This window comes from Brakhagea slesvicensis (assembly GCF_052161625.1).
Classification (GTDB): domain Bacteria; phylum Planctomycetota; class Planctomycetia; order Pirellulales; family Pirellulaceae; genus JBKCUI01.
Window position 1 is genome coordinate 58261 of record NZ_CP197412.1, and the last position, 18694, is coordinate 76954.

An 18694-nucleotide genomic window follows, 5' to 3' on the forward strand; every position below is an offset into this window, starting at 1 on the left:
ACTCTATCGCCTCGTGGAACGGACGATAAACCGGATTTCTTCGACGCAGGTGTACGGTATATATGTTAGAGATCGACGGATCGCGCGGGGAGGGTGGGGGACAGATTCTCCGCACATCGCTATCCCTATCCACTGTGACGCAGACTCCGATCCGCCTCACTCGTATTCGGTCAAATCGACCTCGACCGGGATTGCAAAAGCAACATTTGGCATCTGTTCTCGCGGCGGGTCAAATCTGTGACGCAGAGATTTCCGGGGCCGTTATTGGTTCACGCGAGGTTTGCTTCCGACCTGGCGCGATCCGCGGAGGCGACTACCGCTTTTCGATCGACTCTGCAGGGAGTTGTATGTTGGTTTTGCAAACGGTTCTGCTACCGCTTGTGTTGGCCAATTCGCCGTCTTGCCTCGTATTGGAAGGGGGAACACACAATCCATTTGCCCCCACCGCACACTTTCTTAACGCTTGCTACCTTCCACTGCTGAGAAAGATGGGGGCCCAAGTCGATTTGAAACTGGAGAGGCCAGGCTTTTACCCAGCAGGAGGGGGGCGTTGCATCGTGAACATACAGCCCTCCGTCGATGGTCTTCGGCCAATGGAATTTATCGAACGAGGGCAACTACTCACGCAGAGCGTGCATTCCCTGGTTTCCAATTTGCCAGATTCGATTGCAATCCGCGAACTTCACGAAGCACTCCGTGTCTTGCAATGGTCCAAGAAGTCCGGTAGGCAGGAACAAGTCGAATCACTTGGGCCAGGCAACGTTCTACTCATCCATTGTGAGTTCGAACATGCCTCGGAACTCGTCTCTGGTGTTGGCGAGAAGGGGAAGTCGGCGGAGGTCGTTGCGAGAAAGGCGGCTCGAGCGATGCAGGCTTACCTCGAGTGCGGCGCTCCCATCGGGTTGTATTTGGCAGATCAACTCCTCTTACCGCTAGCCCTCGCGGGTGGTGGAGCAATGCGATGCCAAGGCATCACGGAACACACCTTGACCAATATGGGAACCATCCAATTATTTCTACCGATTTCCATCGCCCAACAGGCTATTGCCGACGGCACTTACCGCATTGCACTGGCAAAGGAGTAAAGCCATGAAGACGCGTGAACTTAACAATTTAGGAATCCCAAAGGGCGTGGCAATGCAATCTGCGGTCGCCTGCGTTCGCCAAGCATCTGAGGCAGGACTGACCCAGGCCGAGCTGCGCGAAAAGGTGCAATCGTTGGTTGCGAACCCCTCTGCCTATTTGACGGACCCGATTTGGCAGGACCTGGCCGAGACGCTCGATCAGGTCTTTGCCTCGCAAGCTCGCTATACGGGCCGAGAGCAATCAGCCACTTGGCGACAGTGGGGGGATGATATCGATCCAGGTGCCATTGCACAAATGGAGGACGCGTGTCGATTACCCGTGACTGTCGCAGGTGCTTTGATGCCCGACGCACATATTGGTTACGGACTGCCTATAGGGGGTGTTCTCGCAACCAAGGACTGCGTGATTCCCTACGCCGTAGGGGTTGATATCGCTTGCCGGATGAAGCTGACGGTTCTCGATTTGCCGGTAGAGACACTGGAAACCGACTCGGAGCGATTGAGAAATGCCCTGGAACGGGAAACGCAATTTGGAATTGGTGCGAGCTTCAAACGTCGTCGTCAGCATGATGTGATGGACGCAGATTGGTCGGTATCACCCATTACGGCGGAAAACAAGGACAAGGCTTGGAAGCAGCTCGGAACCAGCGGTAGCGGCAACCACTTCGTTGAATTTGGAATTCTCACGATGCCTCAAAAGGATTTGGGGTTGGAATCCGGCAGGTATCTCGCATTGCTAAGTCATAGCGGATCGCGTGGAACCGGTGCATCAGTTTGTTCGCATTACAGCGAGATCGCAAAACGAAAGCACCCCGAGCTTCCTCGTGAGCTCAGTAATCTAGCGTGGCTCGATTTGGATTCGCAGGAGGGGCGAGAGTACTGGGATGCGATGAACTTGATGGGGGAATACGCGGCGGCGAATCATGCTTGTATCCACCGAGCGATTGCCGAGCATTTAGGAGTGGAGGTGATGCTCGACGTCGAGAATCATCACAACTTTGCTTGGCGAGAGACGCACGGCGGGGAGGAACTCATTGTCCATCGAAAGGGAGCGACTCCAGCGGGGAGTGGAGTTCTAGGTATCATCCCGGGCTCGATGGGGACGCCTGGCTACGTTGTTCGTGGAAGAGGTGTCGAGGCGTCCCTGCTCAGCGCGTCGCATGGTGCCGGACGCAAGATGAGCCGAACCGCTGCGACAAAGCAATTCCGGTGGAAAGATGTCATGGAATTCTTGGCAGAACGCCAAGTCACGTTGCTTTCTGCAGGACTGGATGAAGTGCCCATGGCGTACAAGGACATTGATCAAGTCATGGCGGCTCAAGCGGACTTGGTTGAAAAAGTAGCGAGATTCGACCCGCGACTTGTCAAGATGGCGAAGGCTGGCGAACGACCGGAGGATTGATGTGGAACGGACGCTGGAACCGACTAGCGTCCGTTCCCTTTTTAAAATCTCGATCGACCTGCCTGGATAATCTCCGTCAACTTTTGATCGAGTTCTCGCGTCCTGTCCGGCTGTTGTTCGCTCAAATCGTTCGACTCTCCTGGATCGGACTCAAGATCGAATAGTTGCAATCGCTTCCTATTGGTGGGAACCAATCGAAGATTCACATTGGTCGCTTTCCCGGACGCGTGTCGCATGAGTTTCCATTTTCCGGAACGGAATCCAAAGTTACCGCTCGCTCCATTGTCTTGTTGAAGAACCCATTCGCGCCCCGTGGCACCTTGCTTTCCAAGCAAGGCGTCTAGGACGTTTTGACTATCGAGGCACGCATCGTTTGGTAAGGATATGTCAAGCATCGCGGCGAAACTCGCTGCGAGATCGGTTGTTGTCACCATGGCGTCGGAAACGATACCCTTAGGGATTTGCGATGGCCAGCACACGAGAAAAGGCGTTCTGGTTCCCCCTTCGCAGACGTTGTATTTGCCCCCGAGAAAAGGGCCAGCGGGCTTGTGATCCCCTAACTTCTCGATGGCGTCGTCTTTGTAGCCATCGTCCAGCACCGGGCCGTTGTCGCTGCAAAAAATGATGAGGGTGTTGTCGCGTTGATCAAGCTTCTCCAGAGTGGAGAGAAGTTGGCCAACGTTCCAGTCCAATTCGAGGATCGCATCACCGCGTGGGCCAAGCCCTGATTTGCCTTGGAATCGCTCATGAACCATTCGCGGAACATGGATATCATGCGAAGCAAAGAAAAGAAAAAAGGGCTGGTCCCCCACCGAAGCGATCCACGCTTGATTCTCTTTCGCCCAAGCGTCTGCGAGATCTTCATCGCGAAAGCGGGCCTGTACGCCTCCCGTGTAGAAGCCAATGCGGCCGATCCCGTTATGGATGGTTTGATTGTGACCGTGTGACCAATCCATTCGAAGCGTGGAACGATGTGTCACCCCCGTGGGATGATCTTCCGATGGCTTCTTCGAGCCGACCCACAAAGGATCTCTCGTATCTAAATTCACCACATGCGAGTTTCGAACGTAGACCTGCGGTACTCGGTCGTTCGTCGTTGGAAGGATAAAGGAATGATCGAAACCGATATGATTCGGACTGGGATTGATCTCACCATTCCATTGCGGGCCGGGTTCAGGGCCAGAACTCGGCCCAAGCCCCAAGTGCCATTTTCCAACAACCGCAGTCTTGTATCCCGCCCTTTGGAAGAGGGCGGGCAGGGTAAGAGTTCCCGGTTGGATCAGCGCGGGACTTTCCGGCGGGGCCACCCCGGTCCCCTTCTGTCGAAAGGCAAAGGTTCCGGTGAGCAACGAATATCGGGTAGGAGTGCAAGTCGATGCGGAGCAATAACCACTGGTGAAGCGAATCCCCGATTGCGCGAGGGAGTCGATATGGGGAGTGTTGATCGACTTGGCACCATAACACGAAACATCCCCGTATCCCAGGTCGTCCGCCATGATCACGACGACATTCGGATGTCTCTTCGAGGGAGGTTGCTCGAACCCAAATCCGACCGTAGAGAAAACCGAGGCCAATAGAGCGCCTGTGACGAAGAGAAAATCCGGTGTGCGCATGCGGTTTCACCCCGATATGCCTGAATGAGTGGGAGAGTTCCTATCGGGCGATGGCGATAGTATACACCACGCCTGGATGGGGTTTTAGTATTCCGATTGCCAAGAGAACTGGGAACGGTAGACACGGACCGAAGCAGCGAACAGCAACGCGACAGTCAGCAGCGCCAAAATGGCGAGGTGCACCGACGTCGCCTCCGGTGAAACCAGGATCTCGTCCAAGGGCCGAGGTAACTCTTCGTCGGAGAGGAGGGTATTGACCAGGACGGATCGAAGTCGGTAGCTGATGGTAAAACGATTGATCAAGGCTGGAATCCAAGCCAAGATTCCTTCCACAACCGCTGCGTAGGCAAAAGCGACGACCATCGCCCGCTTTTGAAAGAACGTACCGATGGCGACGAATAGTGCACCATGGGCCATCGCGGACAAAACACATAACAGGACGCAAACATTCCACGTCGCGAAAGGGTCCGGCGTGTTGAGCATAGGGGCGGCTAGTGAAACAGACACAATGGTGCAGCTACTTGTCCAAAGAAACGACGCCAAATACTTGCCCCAGAGCATCATCCAACGGGCATAGGGTCGCACGACGCTGTAAACCCAAGTCTGTCCCTCGAGTTCCGCATGCACGACGGGAGTCGCCCAGAGCAGCATACTGAGGATGGTCACGATTTCGATTTGAAGCACAAACACCAGAGCGAGCAATGCGTACCAGATTTGCTCAGGAGATCGAATCTCAACTCTCTCAGTCAGCGACTTCACAGCAAAAATAATTGCGACCGGAAAGAGCGCGAGACCAAACCAAGCGGTGATACGAATCGGAGTGAACGAACGCAGGGACTCATATCGCAGCACTCCCAAAACACCGCGAATCAACGATTGGATCGATTGCTGCTTCGAGGGGTCCGTGAGCGTCGAGGTGGGAGCATTCATGGGTGTTATGGCTGTGAATGTTGCGTCACGAAAAGCGTTTGAAGGGGGAGGAATGAAACACCTCGCCCCGATGTTTGGAAACGAGAAGCCGGAATAGCTGGCTGATGTCACCATCCGCTCCGAGAAGCCTGTCGATGTGCAAGTTATACCTTGTGCTCCAGTCGGACAGAGCGGAGTAAAATTGGAGTGGATTCTCGATGGCGACTCGCATTCGCCCATTCCCTTCCTGTAAGTCGAGAGAGCGAGTCCAGGTTTCACGCGCCAGGAGGGAAGCAAGGAGCCGAGGGTCATTGCATTCGATCTCGAACTCTTGCGGGAGGCTGGAAAGTAGTCGGTGCAACTCACCCGCTGTACCGGACGCGAGCAACCTTCCTCCGTAGATTAGCAAAAAGGAATCCGTGATCTTCTCGGCTTCGTGAAGCACATGATTGGCGATGATCAAGCTTCGGCCTGACTCTTTCCATTCGATCAATAGTTGTGTCAGCTGGTGCCGCGCGACGGGATCCAAACCATTGAATGGTTCATCGAGAATCAACAGATCGGGGCGGTGAGCAATGGCTTGAGCGAATTTGCAGCGTTGTCGCATGCCGAGCGAGTAAGTATGGAGTGGACGATCCGCAGCTCCCGTCAAATCGACCTCCTCAAGGAGTTCTTGAACGCGCCGCGACGCATCGCGTCGTCCCCAACCGCTCAATGCTAATTGCAACTCCAGCCACTTTCTGGCCGACACGTTGTGCAACAAGATATCGGTTGCCGGGCAGAGGCCGATTCGTCCAAGAATCGATGGGCTTCGAAAGGGATCGTGTCCGAGAACTCGGACTTCCCCCAGCGTCGGTTTGAGCGCCCCGGTCAGGAGACCGATCAAGGTGGATTTTCCAGCTCCATTTGGGCCGATCAATGCATAAGCTCCCGTCGGGAGCGCCACATCGATATCGTTTACACCCATCACGTTACCGTAGAGCAACGTCGCATGATTCAAACGGAGCAGCTCGCTATCTGCCATTCCATGTTTCGTAATCGTCATACCCGCAGCATCCTCGCAACGCGCCAGTAGGCCACGGCATATCCTAAAACGGAGATGAACAGGATCAGCCCCCAGGGAGCCCATTGCGTCCCAACCTTCGCGGTCAACCCGAAGACTTCCTGCTGAAGGTAGCCAAGCGTTTCATAGGGAGAGAACAGCATCCAATGACTATACTCTCCCCATCGCATCGGCTCCTGCCGCGAAAGTTGATCTGCGGTAGCAAGAGACTGATACGTCACACTCCCTACCACCCACAGGGCAAACCACGCGAACCCCGCATAACGACTCTCCTGAGTCAGTGAGGAAAAGGCAAGCGCAATGGCTGTGGTCGGAATCGCGAGAACAGCCGTCGCCAACAATACGCGGAGCGGAATATCCCAAGTAGAGAATAAGACCCAAGGATTCGGCGATAAAAACAATCCTGCGAGATAAATCAACAAGGCGGGGACGGTAGCGATCATCGCCAGAAGAAAGAAAACTACGCAAGCCTTACCTAGTACATACTCCGCAGGGGTGAGGGGGCGAGACAAATAAAGCAAATAACCGCGACTCCTCAAATCAAAGCTGATGAGCCGGGGAGCGATCAACCCGATGACCAGAATCATGCTAAACGATTGCGGATAGCGGAATAGAAAAAAGAGCATGTAGGACCAGACAAAATGCCTGGACTCAGCCGGTTCAGCCAGCAATTCACTGATATTCACTCCAGCACGCGCCGCAGTAGCTCTCGCTTCGCGCGCAGCGAACACGCTTCGGATGATGTTTCGATAGTTTGGTTCTTCCGCAGATTGTTCGAACACACCGAAGAAGAAAAGAGCTACCGCGGACGGAATAAGCAAGACAACCATCAAGCGTTTTAGCCAGGCGCCCCGCCAAATCAGCCGAATCCCAGTCGACGCCACCACGAGCCATCGCAGCGAGGCGTAAGTGCGTTCTCCGGTCCAGTTTCGATATCCCACATCCAAAAGAGGCATAGTTACTGATCCCGAATCGCATTGAGAAAAATATCTTCTAACGAGTTACGCGCCGCATCCAAATGTTGGATCGGCGCCTCAGCCTCTTCGCTGGCTTGCCAAAGCGTTCGAACATTTTGAGAGTCGACCCCCAGGACACGAATCTCGCGTTCGTTTCGACGTTCGAACGAGATACCACGCTTGGCCAATGCATGACCAAAGCGATCCACGTTTTCTTCGACACGGAGATGCAAACCAGGTTCGATCGGCTTTTGCAATCGATCGAGCGAATCCGTCATGCGGACCTCCCCTCCGACCAAAATGACGACATGATCGCAAACGCGTTGAACGTCATGCAGGATATGGGTCGAGACGATGAGCGATTTCCCTTTGTCCACAGCCAGCATCCGGATGCGATCCAGGAAGCTTTCACGCTGAGCGGGATCGAGACCTGTCGTTGGTTCATCGAGAATGATTAAGGGTGGGTCATGCACGAGCGCTTGGGCGAATTTCAACTTTTGACGCATGCCGGTGGAATACGTTTCGACATTCCGATAACGCTCTTGATCGATGTCGCAAAAATCAGCCACTTCATGGGCGCGTCGCAAGGCTTCCGTGCGGGGTAGTCCAGAAAGTCTGGCCATCATCTGAATCGATTCGATTCCCTGCAAGCCGTGGAGGTAGCAATCGTCTTCCGGCAGATAACCAATCTTGTCACGGATGGCCTTGCTTTCCTTAGGCCAATCGAACGAGAGGACTCGCCCGTGTCCGGAATCGATGCGCAGCAATCCGAGGATCGATTTGATGAGGGTGCTTTTTCCGGATCCATTCGGCCCCAGAAATCCTGTCACTCCGGGTGGTATCGCCAAATTCAATCCCTTGAGAACCTCTCGCTTACCATACCGTTTTACGACGTTATGGATCTCGATTACAGGAGGTGGCTGATTCAAGATGAGGCAATCGGTTCGAGACAAGTTTGGCGAAAGAATCCTGTCGGCGGGACGATTGTACTTCGAAGGTGCCCCCGATATCTTGTCCTAGGCGTAAATTTATTTTGAATTCCCAATCTCGCATCTCCCTAAGAAACGGATCGGTGAGATTTTGGGTAATCGTATCGATAGCGAGCAAGGAACCAACTGGATGTCGACGCATGCGAATAGCAACTTGGGGTTTCGACCAATGCGATCCGCGGACATGCTTCGAGCATTGCAGATCATCAGTGAATATGACGAGGATGACGCGTACGATGCCCGAGAAACGTACGAGGAGTCGATTGAAGGACAGTTCGTTCTAACCGAACAAGAAAAGGTCATTGGTGTCGTTGGAGCCAATCCGATCGAGAATACCGATCGCGCCTATGGCATGTCCTGGACCTACTTGCAGAAAGCGGATCGCAGAACCGGCAAAGGAACACTCATGCTCGAGTGGATGCTCGAATGGCTCAAAGAGAACGAGGCACGCAAAGTGTTCGTACAGGCCAGCGACTACCACGACCCCACGATCGGCGACATCTACTTTGATGCTCGAGAGGCTTACAAACGCGTCGGCTTCATGCAGGAGCTCCGACAACCGGACTTCTATGCGCCAGGTGAGGCAATGATCGTTTATGGTCTGCAACTCGAGACAAAACAATTCGTTGCTCCGGAGGAGCAAGAGGCTGATATTCTGATTACCGATGTGGACGAGATTCCCGAAACAAATGACGCCTACTGGGTTGCTTGGGAGGTAGCCGACCCGGGACAAGGTAGCAAGCCTGTCGATATCGAGAAAGTCGTGCGTGAAGTCCGCTCATGGGGAGGCCGCGCCATCTACATGGCATTTCCATCGGACTTGAGTGGCGTCGCGCCATTAATGTCCGCTGCTCGCTTCCGTATGGCAGGCAGATTGCTCGATTATTATGAAGACGGCGTAGATGAGATCCACTACCGTCTCGATGTTCTCAGTTGAATGACTGGATTGAGTGACAGAGTTGAATGATAGGGCTGAATGAAACAGTTGAAAGACAGGGTGAAAATGATTGGAAACTCCACCCATGACATCGATAGGTGGACCGGCACGCGAGCCTGAAGACCCGCACTTCATACAAAGTGGTGGTGAATAAATGGCTTCTACAAGTCGTCTCGGTTTGCGGGGCGATTGTTTGATCGGCCATTCGACTTGCCATCACCCCGTCGGAAGAACTTCGGCGTCCGAGGAAGGCAATGCTTGTGCAATCATCTTCTTCATCCCCCGGTCGGTCATCCCCCGGTCGGTCATCCCCCCATCCCCCGGTCGGTCATCCCCCCATCCCCCGGTCGGTGGGCATCCCCCGGTCGGTGGGTGCCACCCATCCCCCGGTCGGTGGGTGCCACCTATTCCTCCCGTGTTCTATCCCCCTCAGTAGGTGGGTGCCTTCTATTTACTCCCATTCGCATAGGTGGGTGCCTTCTAATTACCCAATTCAACAAAGCTGCCGCAGGCATCGATTCCCTTCCAGCGGGTAGGTGTCTCGAATCGCCGTTCTCCGATAGGTCCCCTCAATCTCTTCCTCGTTTGCGCCTTGGCGCCTTGGCGAGAACCTCCCACCGCCCTCCCCAAAAGATGGGTGCCACCTATTCGCTCTCGACCCAATTTCCAATTCCCAAAAGATAGTTGTCTCCAATTTGTTTAACAGTCAGCCGTAGGCGTACACGCCCCCTCCACCATCTCCCCCCATCCTGGGAATCCCTCCCATCCTGGGCACCCCACTTTCGCCCCCTTATCCTCCTTTGCACCTTCGCGACTTTGCGAGAATCCCCCCCAACTCCCCCCAATGCGTGGGTGCCTTCGATCTACCCCCCCCCCAAAAGATGGGTGCCTTCTAGTAGCCTTCTTTTGCGCCTCGGCGCCGTGGCGAGAAACGTCCCCCCCAGTAGATGGGTGCCTTCTATCAAGAATGCTTTTCTATCTGCTTCTCTCTTCGCGCCGTAGCGCCTTGGCGAGAAACCTCCTCCCACCAATCCCCCAAAAAAAGGTGGGTCAAAAGGTGGGTGCCACCTATTCGAAGTAGTTGGGTGCCTTCTATTAGCTCGCATTCCCCCACTCCAAAATGTTCTTCTATTTGGTTGCAACCCGCTCCCCCATCCCATAACGTAATAGGATCTACACCCCGAACCTCTGGAGAGATCCATCATGTCCAGCACGCTCCGTTCTGAGCAATTCGTTAGCGACGAAATCTGCCTTGTCCATTGCTACAACCGTTGTGTCCGTCGCGCCTTTCTGGCCGGCTTCGATGAGCTCACCAGCACAGACTACTCCCACCGAAGAGAATGGATTCGCCAAAGACTCGAATCCCTTGCCTCCGTCTTTGGTATCGACGTTCTCGAATATGCCGTCCTATCCAATCACCTCCATGTCGTCCTCCGCAATCGTCCCGACGTCGTGGCTACTTGGTCTGACCAAGAAGTTGCCACACGTTGGCTGCGACTCTTTCCTGGTACCCGGATCCTCGATGTCTTGGCCGAGGCCAACGAAGAAGATGTCCGAAGCGCCGTAGCCGATCCAGAAAAGATCAAAGAGTATCGAAGCCGACTCTCCGATATCTCTTGGTTCATGCGCTCTCTCGCCGAAGTCATCGCCAGGCGAGCCAATGCAGAAGACAAATGCACCGGTTGCTTCTGGGAAGGCCGATTCAAAGCCAATCGGCTTCTCGATGAAGCCGGTTTGCTCGCATGCGCCATGTATGTCGATCTCAATGTCCTCCGCGCGAATCTAGCCGAAACGATCGAACTCTCCATCCACACCTCCGTGTACGATCGTCTCCAAGCTGCCAACGGTGCAATGATCGAATCGACGGCTCTGGATCGCGTTCCTTTATCGAAGGAGGAATCGATCAAACGGAGGACCAAGATGACGGTGGAGGAGCAGAAGAAGGCTCGTCAGAACCGTGGCCCCCGTCCTCTGGTCCCCAGAGACGCTTGGTTGGCCCCCTTCACGCTCGACCCCAAGGTGAACTCGTTGGATCCAGAGCCCTGCACCAACGGCCTGCGAGCCAGCAACAAAGGGTTCTTGAACATGAACCTGGAAGACTATGTGAAGTTATTGCGTTGGACAGCGGAGCAGAAGGGTCATCCTCCTGGGAAATTGCATCCGGTCCCCGAATCCTTGAAGCCCTTATTCTCTGGGCTGGGAGTCGAACCCAGCATGTGGTGCGACTTGGTATGGAACTACACGAAGTACTTTGGCACCAGCCGCTGTAGTGGAAGTCCCAAGTCGATGGTAGCCGACGCGGAGCGGACCAACAATCGCTGGAGTCGCGGCCAGCGGCTCGTCGCCGCTTGCTTCGCCTAGAGGCCCTCGGTTAGCAGAAGCTTGCTTGGCCTAGTAGCTGCTCTACCGCCAACCCGCGATGCGTCCCTGCCGGTCCCCCACTCCACCTATGCGCCATGGCGCCATGGCGAGAGCCCCGCCTCTCACCTCGCCCGAACTCCAGCACCGGGCCAAGTACGCTGCTGCGCACCCCCCAGCCAAGTCGACTGCAACTCTGTCCAAGTTGCCCCCAATCCCGCGTCCACAGCCCCATTCTTCCCCCCGATCGCCCGTGCCCCCCGCGCCGCTCCCCCCGGATAGATGGGTGCCTTCCACTAGCTGCGAGCCAGCAACAAAGGGTTCTTGAACATGAACCTGGAAGACTACGTGAAGCTATTGCGTTGGACAGCGGAGCAGAAGGGTCATCCTCCTGGGAAATTGCATCCGGTCCCCGAATCCTTGAAGCCCTTATTCTCTGGGCTGGGAGTCGAACCCAGCATGTGGTGCGACTTGGTATGGAACTACACGAAGTACTTTGGCACCAGCCGCTGTAGTGGAAGTCCCAAGTCGATGGTAGCCGACGCGGAGCGGACCAACAATCGCTGGAGTCGCGGCCAGCGGCTCGTCGCCGCTTGCTTCGCCTAGAGGCCCTCGGTTAGCAGAAGCTTGCTTGGCCTAGTAGCTCGCTCTGTTCCCCCCCCTCGCGGTGCCCACTCCACCATGGTGCCATGGCGAGAGACCCCTCTCGCCTCGCCCAAACTCCAGCACTGGGCCATGTTCGCAGCTGCGCACTTCCTGGCCCATCGGCCGCAACCCTGTCCGAATTGGCTCTAAATCCCGCATCCGCAGCCCCATTCTTCCCCCCGATCGCCCGTGCCCCCCGCGCCGCTCCCCCCGGATAGATGGGTGCCTCCTATTTGGTGGTATGGTGGAAAGATAGGTGGGGAAAGATAGGTGGGTGCCACCTATGGTGATATTCTCGCAGTAGCCGGGCAAGCCGATTTTCGAGAAGATCGCTAGTGCGCATGATGGCCAAGAAACGAAAGGTGGGTGCCACCTATGGTGAGTGGAAACGAAAGGTGGGTGCCACCTATGGTGAGTAGACGAAGGGGACTTTCTATGGGACGTTAGGAGAATAATTTCAATCCTGAAAAATAAACCCCTGGAAGAAATCCATGGATCGTTCTACGCCAGACTTGTTCCTTACAACGCCAGACTTGTTCCTTAAGGCGGCCATTGAGGAAGCGAAAACGGGACTTGCCGAGGGTGGCATCCCCATTGGATCCGTTCTCGTGATCGATGGTCAAATCGTTGGGCGAGGACATAACAGACGCGTCCAAAGAGGGAGCGCTATTCTCCATGCCGAAATGGATGCAATGGAGAATGCTGGACGTCTCACGTCGCGGGACTATCGTCGGGCAGTTTTGTATTCAACACTTTCCCCTTGCGACATGTGCTCAGGCACTGCACTCCTCTATCGCATTCCTCGCGTCATCGTGGGCGAAAACAGAACCTTCCAGGGGCCCGAATCCTACCTGCGTTCCCGTGGTGTAATCGTTGAAACTCTCGATGATCCAGAGTGCATCGAACTCATGAGCAAGTTTATACGTTTACATCCCGAACTGTGGAATGAAGATATCGGTGAGTAACGACATCTACGTTTCATCTCGGTTTGTAGCTCGATTTTTTGATCGGCCATTCGACTTGCCATCACCCGTCGGAGGAACTTCGGCGTCCGAGGATGGCAATGCTTGTGCAAGCACCCTCTTTATTTCATGTTTGGTCGAGTCGTTTGCGATGTTGTTCCATTCATTGGGATCCGTGGCATGATCGTAAAGTTCTTCACTGCCATCGGCATACCGGATATAACGGTATCGGCTATCTCGGGCGGAATGATTCCCCCTCCCATGAGAACAAACCGCGATCGCATCCCACTTGCTAGTTGGTTCCTTCAGAAGTGGAACCAAGCTCTTCCCTTTCGCATGCGTTGGCACTTTCAAGCCAGTTAATTCGCATAGGGTGGGATAGAGATTCGTGTAATCGACCGGTGCATCGCAGACGGCAGACGCTTTCGTCACCCCTGGGGCCGCCATCGCAAACGATGTACGTGTGGATTCCTCCCAAAGTGAAAACTTGCGCCAGTGCTCTTTTTCGCCAAGGTGCCAGCCGTGATCGGTCCACCAAACAACGATAGTCTTGTTCTTTCGTGGACTGTTTTCCAGGCCGTCCAAAAGTCTGCCGACTTGATCATCGAGGAAGGAGATTGTGGCCAAGTAGGCCTGCACACCCTTTTTCCACTGATCTGCCTTCAGGACTGCAGCATGGTCACCGCCTTGTGTCGCCATCTTGACGCCTGCTGGAGGAACATCGCTCAGATCGCTTTCAGGGACTGTCGGGACCTGGATGGATTGCAACGGAAAACGGTCGAAGTACTCGCGGGGGACATACCAGGGCAGGTGGGGTTTCACATATCCGACCGCGAGAAACAAGGGCTGCTCTAGGGGTGCCGTTTGCAATTGATTCACGGCCCAATCAGTCAGTTTATAATCTCCCATTTCCTCTGGCTTTACGTCCAAGGGCCCCCAGTCGAAATGTCCCTTCTTCATTCCGGTGAGATTCGTATCTTTTTCACGAGCAGAAGGAAACAGTCCCTTCCACTCGGTCCAACCATCCTTTCGACCTTCCGCAGCGAAGTTGTGGTAAATCTTTCCCGCTCCCAATGTGCGATAGCCATTGGCCAAAAAGTGCCTGTTGATCGTGACAACATCTTTCAACACGTCTTGAGCAGGATCTCCGTTGGTGTAAATACCGGTTACCCAAGGTCTCAACCCGCTCATCAATGCCGCTCGAGAAGGATTGCAAGCCGGAGCTGCGCAGTGGGAATTTCGGAATGACATTCCTCTCGCGACAAGCCGATCGATGTTCGGAGTTTTGGTTTGCGGATGGCCTCCCAAATGCCCGACCCAATCGTTTAAATCGTCGACCGCAATAAAAAGAACATCGGGCTTCTCGCCCGCATTCGCTGGCAAGCTGCACGCGACAGAGCAGAGGGTTTGGGCGAACAAGATGGCGCAAAGCACGAACGCGTCGCTTCGGCGAAAGGGTCGGTTGGTCACAGTTGGAAACCTTCGTGAGGAGAGGAGGTAGGGGGGGAGCACACGGAATCTGTGATTCCCGATTCCTATTCTAGCAGCAACCCTGCTTCGAATCCTTGGGGCGTCTAAGCACTTCGCAAAACTTCAAGGAGTTGGACCACGTGCTCGTTAAATATCTCTACCAATGCTCGCACGCTCGCGATGGTAGCAACGGGTGGCTAACGATCAAGCAGAACGGGCTGCTTCGAGAATTCGTATCAATTCGCGTAGATCGGCTTTGGAGACATTTGCGAGGAGTGCGGCGTGGGCGTCTAGCAGCGGAGCATCGATCTGTTTAAGTTGTTGAGAGCCTTCCTTGGTTAAGGCAATCTCAAAGACTCTGCGATCTTCGTTCGATTGAGTCTTGGTAATGTAGCCCAATGCGACCAACTGATCGACCACTCGAGTGATGGCCGGTGCAACTTGAACCATCCGATTGGCTACTTCCAAACAAGGAAGAGGGGCTCCCTCACCTCGCAAAATGCGTAGCACATTGTATTGGGTCAAGGTGAGTCCATATTCTCGCAGTAGCCGGGCAAGCCGATTTTCGAGAAGATCGCTAGTGCGCATGATGGCCAACGTCGCTTCTTGTTCGAGCGAATCAAACGGCCCCTTCTTTTTTAGTTCATCCTGCAGGGATCGGCTCATAGTCTTTCTTTAATGGGTTCGTCAGTCCCGATCTTGCTCGGGCTCGGCCCATACTCGAATCAGCCCAAGCTCATCAAACTGTACGTGGATCAAGTTGGGATTGCAGCAGACGGGGCAATCCTCCACATAGGATTGTGCAGATCCCGCCGATCGATCGATGGGGATAATAATTTCTTCGCCACATGCATCGCAAAGATACGCTCCTTCTTCGGCCGCCCAAGGCCCGGTTGGAACCTCGTCGCCGATCGCCAAATGCGTGTTGTCGTTCTCTGAAACTGGAATCGATTCGCCTGCGCAGAGCATTCTACACGTCCAACAAAGAACCGACAGCGAGTTTTCGTCCGCTAGTCGGTGATCCTCTCCGACCTCGATCAATACATCAGCAGGCAGATGGCTCTGTTGAACGAGCAGCACGGAATCCTCGAAGGGAATCACGTCGTCGTTACGACTGTGAAGGATGATCGCATTGGGCTTCAATCGAGAAGCGGTCCCCCAATTCCTCCAAGCTGGGCAAAGCAATACAAGCGGCGTCAGCCCGCTCTCCAAATTCATTGCAATCGCTCCACCTCTGGAACTCCCGACGATCACATCTGGCCGTTCACGATCGAAGATTGATTGGGCTGTACGGAGAGCGAGATCGAAGTTGTTATCGTCGAGCGGTGGATTCAGGACCTCGAATCCAGCCTTCGCTAGCGACGTCGGCTTCACCCCGCCGACAACACTCCGCCAACCGTGCAAAAATAGGATTCTTGAGGACATATTCCATCGGCAGTTTCTGCAGTCAAATCACGTGGCCATTGTAATGGATTGATCGGCCTGGTTGTACGCATCTTGTCAAGATTGATTTGGGGATCGGTAAGCGCCCCCCAAGGCGGGCGACGACATCGCGAGCTCGAGCTGCAGATCGAATGGCATATCTGCCATACGGAGATCAAGACCGTTCAGGACTGCGTATATTCAGCTTCGTGTCCTTTGCCACCCTACGAAAATCGATTGGGTTGCGCAGCTTTCTTGGTAGGTCACGGGTTTTGTCGAAGTCTTCCGAGAGAAGGTTCGGGATGCCTGATTCTTCCCAAGTAGACTCTTCGCGAACGATCAACTGAACCGCCGCAACGGTTTTCAGAGCGATGAGCAGGGGATCGTCTTTGAGATGCAAATGGGCCGACGGATCTTCCTTAAGGAGATTTGCTGACTTCTGTAACGCAATCGCACAGCGAGGATCGATAGGTTCCACCCGTTGGGCCAGTTCATGAAGTTGCAACTCGATAAGACTCAGGTCCGCGTCTGGGCTGCCATTGGCATCGAGCAGGTTCATGGCAAGATCGACTAGTAGCGATGCAACGTCACTCATCCATTTTTCCTTTGCAATCGAGTGTTTTTGATAAGTGCTTAAGGTTAGACCAGAAAGAGAGTTTGGGTTTAGTCGTCACAATTCATTGCAGGCCTTTGCAGCAATTTCCAAGAGAGAACTGTGGCGGACCACAAACGCACCGAACTGAATTCCATTCGAAGCTTGCACGAAGGGCGAAAATGAAAAAAGCTGCAAAATGCAGCTCGGTGGTCCCACGATGGAAAGGCATGTGCCATCCTTGTGAGTCGGTTGCATGGCATGGTTTCGAATCGAATTGAGATGACTCAAATGCACATTCAAAAGAGAATACTTCATCTCGATGATGATCCTGCCTTCTTGAGATTGGCTTCGATCATCCTGCGCAAGGCGTGCATCCAGTCGGTGGGCCTTACCAATCCCCGGCCAGTCAATCGAATGCTTCAAGAGAATGGCTTGCGCGTCGTACTGTTGGATATCGATCTACCGGATATTCATGGATTAACGGTTTTGCGAAACATCAAAGCCATGGATGCAGGAATTCAGGTGATCATGTGCACTGCGGATGTCAATATGGACGTTTTGCGGCAAGCCGTCGAATACGGTGCGGAGGATGTGCTGTTCAAACCAAGATTAACGCCATCAATGCTGATTGAATCGGTGGAGCATGCGCTCTGCAAAGTGGATCGACTGCTGGCGACAATCGCCTGGCTGGAGCAGTTTCACGTCGTATCCCAGTAGAAAAAATGGGCAACGCGCGACTAGAGAGTTTCGGGTTCCGAAGAGACGAGCGACATCGCATCGAGAAGACGATCGCTTGCCGCGGTGATATCTCGGACCCCTTCCCCTGAATCGATCAAGCGTTCGACGTCTGCCGCGAGATTCGTCAGCGCAGGGAATCCATACGCACCGAAAGCACCCTTCAGCTGGTGAGCGATTCTCCGGAGAGTCGGAAGATCCTTGGACTGGAGCGACTCACGAATCGCCGCATCGCGCAGCCGCAAATTCGAAACGAATTCATTCAAAACAGGTACGAAATCGGGATCATGCGCCAAGGGCGAATGCAACTTCTTGTTCACAATCATCTGAGTCCGATCGAGATTAGGTAGGATCGATCGCACTGAGGACTATACCTGGATATGAGGTTTAGGGGGAACTCGATGGAGGACAGAGTCAGGCGACGCCCCCTCCGCGAAAGCCCTTGGTCGGTGCGGTAGATAACACAGCGGTGGTCAAGAGTGTATCAAATTGGCACAGGTTGGCCAAATCGGAAAACCGCAAATTCGTCGAGGATAGCCGAAATTAATGGGAGTTGGAGTAAAGCGACTCTTCTGCTTTAGTGCTTGCGCTATATCGACACAGCAGTTCGACTGCCTCCGCGCGGGTCGTGACACCAAGTTTTGTCAAAATCGACTTGAACCGGTAGTGGACCGTTCTCACACTCAGGTCCAGTTCGCTACCGATCTGTTTGGTCGTTTTTCCGTGCGCGATTGCCGCGAGGATACGCGATTCTTGGAAGGTGAGTCTTTCGGAAAGCGTCACGGGGATTCCGAAAGATCGAGCCTCTTTCCGTTTTGCATCTCGAATGAGCGCTTCCTCGATAGACTGCTGGAGCAAAGCTTCGTCGACTGGCAAATCGAGAACATCCGTCATGCCTAATCGAATGGCTCGAACGGCATCAAATGCCTTCCATCCGTAGGTGAGCAAGATGACTTCGATGGGATGGCTCTGCAATTGCAGTGCACGAATCATGGGGAGAAAGGCCGCAAAAGATAGTTCTGTTGAAATCACAACAGCGAAGTTCTCCGACGATGAAATACCTGATCGCAAGCTCTCCATATCCTGGGTAGGTCGAAGGTCGCAACCGATTCGAAGGCATACGGTTTCGAGGCGATCTAGGGATGTTTCCAAGCTTGATAGCGCGTAGACGCTCGGGCGGCAGTCTTGGATATTTTTCCGAATCATGTATCTGCTCCAGAATCGACTTGGCGTAGAGAACTTCGAGTGGCGAGAGTACAGGTACGATCACATGGACCTTCATCAGGTGCATCGACATTATGCAATCACTTGATTCGCCCAACTGATTTGTGATGTGGTAAGCCGACCTAAGGAATTTACCTAGGTAACCGCAGTTGACGCGCGTCGGATTGCCGTACGGGGGGATCGCGGCAGGTCCTCTTGTGCTCAACAAACGGCATCGGCTATCGATCTTTTCTCGATAAATGACTATCCAATCTGCAATGATCTGCAAACTAGGCTGCGCAAACCGATTTATCGTTCGGTTGTTGCTTAAAATAGTGATGATTGACGAA

At 54.0% G+C, this 18694-nt stretch carries 18 protein-coding genes; 7 read left to right on the top strand and 11 right to left on the bottom strand.

The window, feature by feature from the left end; genetic code table 11:
* Positions 1 to 62 precede the first annotated feature (62 nt).
* Together rtcA and SH467x_RS00220 are read left to right on the top strand one after the other, a co-directional pair.
* On the top strand, positions 63 to 1085 hold the full coding sequence (gene rtcA / locus SH467x_RS00215) for an RNA 3'-terminal phosphate cyclase (protein WP_482369306.1): 1023 nt from the start codon (positions 63 to 65) through the stop codon (positions 1083 to 1085).
* A 4-nt stretch (positions 1086 to 1089) separates the two neighbouring features.
* Positions 1090 to 2487 (top strand): RtcB family protein, encoded by a 1398-nt coding sequence (locus SH467x_RS00220; RefSeq protein WP_482369307.1) that lies wholly within the window; start codon positions 1090 to 1092, stop codon positions 2485 to 2487.
* A 41-nt stretch (positions 2488 to 2528) separates the two neighbouring features.
* Here the strand turns inward: SH467x_RS00220 and SH467x_RS00225 are convergent, their stop codons facing one another.
* The 5 genes from SH467x_RS00225 to SH467x_RS00245 form a co-directional block, all read right to left on the bottom strand.
* Positions 2529 to 4100: a sulfatase family protein gene (locus SH467x_RS00225; RefSeq protein ID WP_482369308.1), complete on the bottom strand. Its 1572-nt coding sequence runs from the start codon at positions 4098 to 4100 to the stop codon at positions 2529 to 2531.
* A gap of 84 nt (positions 4101 to 4184) precedes the next feature.
* Positions 4185 to 5030, bottom strand: a complete 846-nt coding sequence (locus tag SH467x_RS00230) for a hypothetical protein (protein ID WP_482369309.1) — start codon at positions 5028 to 5030, stop codon at positions 4185 to 4187.
* Positions 5031 to 5055: 25 nt separating this feature from the next.
* A complete protein-coding gene (locus tag SH467x_RS00235; protein WP_482369310.1) occupies positions 5056 to 6054 on the bottom strand; it encodes an ABC transporter ATP-binding protein in 999 nt (332 codons plus the stop codon).
* Entirely contained in the window at positions 6051 to 7028 is a 978-nt protein-coding gene (locus tag SH467x_RS00240; protein ID WP_482369311.1) for an ABC transporter permease, read from the bottom strand. Before SH467x_RS00240 ends, SH467x_RS00235 begins: the two co-directional genes overlap by 4 nt.
* 2 nt (positions 7029 to 7030) lie before the next feature.
* Positions 7031 to 7957, bottom strand: coding sequence for an ABC transporter ATP-binding protein (locus SH467x_RS00245; protein ID WP_482369312.1), 927 nt, complete (start codon positions 7955 to 7957; stop codon positions 7031 to 7033).
* A 151-nt stretch (positions 7958 to 8108) separates the two neighbouring features.
* Here SH467x_RS00245 and SH467x_RS00250 point away from each other — a divergent pair, with 151 nt between their 5' ends.
* From SH467x_RS00250 to SH467x_RS00265, 4 genes are all read left to right on the top strand, one after another.
* Entirely contained in the window at positions 8109 to 8954 is an 846-nt protein-coding gene (locus SH467x_RS00250; RefSeq protein ID WP_482369313.1) for a GNAT family N-acetyltransferase, read from the top strand.
* Positions 8955 to 10157: 1203 nt separating this feature from the next.
* The gene (locus tag SH467x_RS00255) at positions 10158 to 11315 is read left to right on the top strand and encodes a transposase (protein ID WP_482369314.1); all 1158 of its coding nucleotides are present in this window, start codon (positions 10158 to 10160) and stop codon (positions 11313 to 11315) included.
* Between the two features lie 327 nt (positions 11316 to 11642).
* Complete coding sequence (locus tag SH467x_RS00260; RefSeq protein WP_482369315.1) at positions 11643 to 11918, top strand: hypothetical protein; 276 nt, start codon at positions 11643 to 11645, stop codon at positions 11916 to 11918.
* Positions 11919 to 12448: 530 nt separating this feature from the next.
* Entirely contained in the window at positions 12449 to 12922 is a 474-nt protein-coding gene (locus tag SH467x_RS00265) for a nucleoside deaminase (RefSeq protein WP_482369316.1), read from the top strand.
* 6 nt (positions 12923 to 12928) lie between these two features.
* Here the strand turns inward: SH467x_RS00265 and SH467x_RS00270 are convergent, their stop codons facing one another.
* The 4 genes from SH467x_RS00270 to SH467x_RS00285 all read right to left on the bottom strand — a co-directional run bounded on the left by SH467x_RS00270 (position 12929) and on the right by SH467x_RS00285 (position 16406).
* On the bottom strand, positions 12929 to 14389 hold the full coding sequence (locus tag SH467x_RS00270) for a sulfatase (protein WP_482369317.1): 1461 nt from the start codon (positions 14387 to 14389) through the stop codon (positions 12929 to 12931).
* A gap of 204 nt (positions 14390 to 14593) precedes the next feature.
* Positions 14594 to 15055, bottom strand: a complete 462-nt coding sequence (locus tag SH467x_RS00275; protein ID WP_482369318.1) for a MarR family winged helix-turn-helix transcriptional regulator — start codon at positions 15053 to 15055, stop codon at positions 14594 to 14596.
* Between the two features lie 21 nt (positions 15056 to 15076).
* The gene (locus SH467x_RS00280) at positions 15077 to 15814 is read right to left on the bottom strand and encodes a zinc ribbon domain-containing protein (RefSeq protein WP_482369319.1); all 738 of its coding nucleotides are present in this window, start codon (positions 15812 to 15814) and stop codon (positions 15077 to 15079) included.
* A gap of 172 nt (positions 15815 to 15986) precedes the next feature.
* Positions 15987 to 16406: a hypothetical protein gene (locus SH467x_RS00285; RefSeq protein WP_482369320.1), complete on the bottom strand. Its 420-nt coding sequence runs from the start codon at positions 16404 to 16406 to the stop codon at positions 15987 to 15989.
* A 258-nt stretch (positions 16407 to 16664) separates the two neighbouring features.
* Here SH467x_RS00285 and SH467x_RS00290 point away from each other — a divergent pair, with 258 nt between their 5' ends.
* The gene (locus SH467x_RS00290) at positions 16665 to 17123 is read left to right on the top strand and encodes a response regulator (RefSeq protein ID WP_482369321.1); all 459 of its coding nucleotides are present in this window, start codon (positions 16665 to 16667) and stop codon (positions 17121 to 17123) included.
* Between the two features lie 20 nt (positions 17124 to 17143).
* On the opposite strand, the gene SH467x_RS00295 is transcribed toward SH467x_RS00290, so the two are convergent.
* Together SH467x_RS00295 and SH467x_RS00300 are read right to left on the bottom strand one after the other, a co-directional pair.
* Entirely contained in the window at positions 17144 to 17467 is a 324-nt protein-coding gene (locus SH467x_RS00295; RefSeq protein WP_482369322.1) for an Hpt domain-containing protein, read from the bottom strand.
* 217 nt (positions 17468 to 17684) lie between these two features.
* Positions 17685 to 18347: a LuxR C-terminal-related transcriptional regulator gene (locus SH467x_RS00300; RefSeq protein ID WP_482369323.1), complete on the bottom strand. Its 663-nt coding sequence runs from the start codon at positions 18345 to 18347 to the stop codon at positions 17685 to 17687.
* Positions 18348 to 18694 lie beyond the last annotated feature (347 nt).

What these genes read in the sequence shown, in the direction of transcription:
- rtcA (WP_482369306.1), top strand. Translation starts at nt 63, where the DNA reads ATGTTAGAGATCGACGGATCGCGCGGGGAGGGTGGGGGACAGATTCTC.
- SH467x_RS00220 (WP_482369307.1), top strand. Translation starts at nt 1,090, where the DNA reads ATGAAGACGCGTGAACTTAACAATTTAGGAATCCCAAAGGGCGTGGCA.
- SH467x_RS00225 (WP_482369308.1), bottom strand. Translation starts at nt 4,100, where the DNA reads ATGCGCACACCGGATTTTCTCTTCGTCACAGGCGCTCTATTGGCCTCG.
- SH467x_RS00230 (WP_482369309.1), bottom strand. Translation starts at nt 5,030, where the DNA reads ATGAATGCTCCCACCTCGACGCTCACGGACCCCTCGAAGCAGCAATCG.
- SH467x_RS00235 (WP_482369310.1), bottom strand. Translation starts at nt 6,054, where the DNA reads ATGACGATTACGAAACATGGAATGGCAGATAGCGAGCTGCTCCGTTTG.
- SH467x_RS00240 (WP_482369311.1), bottom strand. Translation starts at nt 7,028, where the DNA reads ATGCCTCTTTTGGATGTGGGATATCGAAACTGGACCGGAGAACGCACT.
- SH467x_RS00255 (WP_482369314.1), top strand. Translation starts at nt 10,158, where the DNA reads ATGTCCAGCACGCTCCGTTCTGAGCAATTCGTTAGCGACGAAATCTGC.
- SH467x_RS00260 (WP_482369315.1), top strand. Translation starts at nt 11,643, where the DNA reads ATGAACCTGGAAGACTACGTGAAGCTATTGCGTTGGACAGCGGAGCAG.
- SH467x_RS00265 (WP_482369316.1), top strand. Translation starts at nt 12,449, where the DNA reads ATGGATCGTTCTACGCCAGACTTGTTCCTTACAACGCCAGACTTGTTC.
- SH467x_RS00275 (WP_482369318.1), bottom strand. Translation starts at nt 15,055, where the DNA reads ATGAGCCGATCCCTGCAGGATGAACTAAAAAAGAAGGGGCCGTTTGAT.
- SH467x_RS00280 (WP_482369319.1), bottom strand. Translation starts at nt 15,814, where the DNA reads ATGTCCTCAAGAATCCTATTTTTGCACGGTTGGCGGAGTGTTGTCGGC.
- SH467x_RS00285 (WP_482369320.1), bottom strand. Translation starts at nt 16,406, where the DNA reads ATGAGTGACGTTGCATCGCTACTAGTCGATCTTGCCATGAACCTGCTC.
- SH467x_RS00290 (WP_482369321.1), top strand. Translation starts at nt 16,665, where the DNA reads ATGGTTTCGAATCGAATTGAGATGACTCAAATGCACATTCAAAAGAGA.
- SH467x_RS00295 (WP_482369322.1), bottom strand. Translation starts at nt 17,467, where the DNA reads ATGATTGTGAACAAGAAGTTGCATTCGCCCTTGGCGCATGATCCCGAT.
- SH467x_RS00300 (WP_482369323.1), bottom strand. Translation starts at nt 18,347, where the DNA reads ATGATTCGGAAAAATATCCAAGACTGCCGCCCGAGCGTCTACGCGCTA.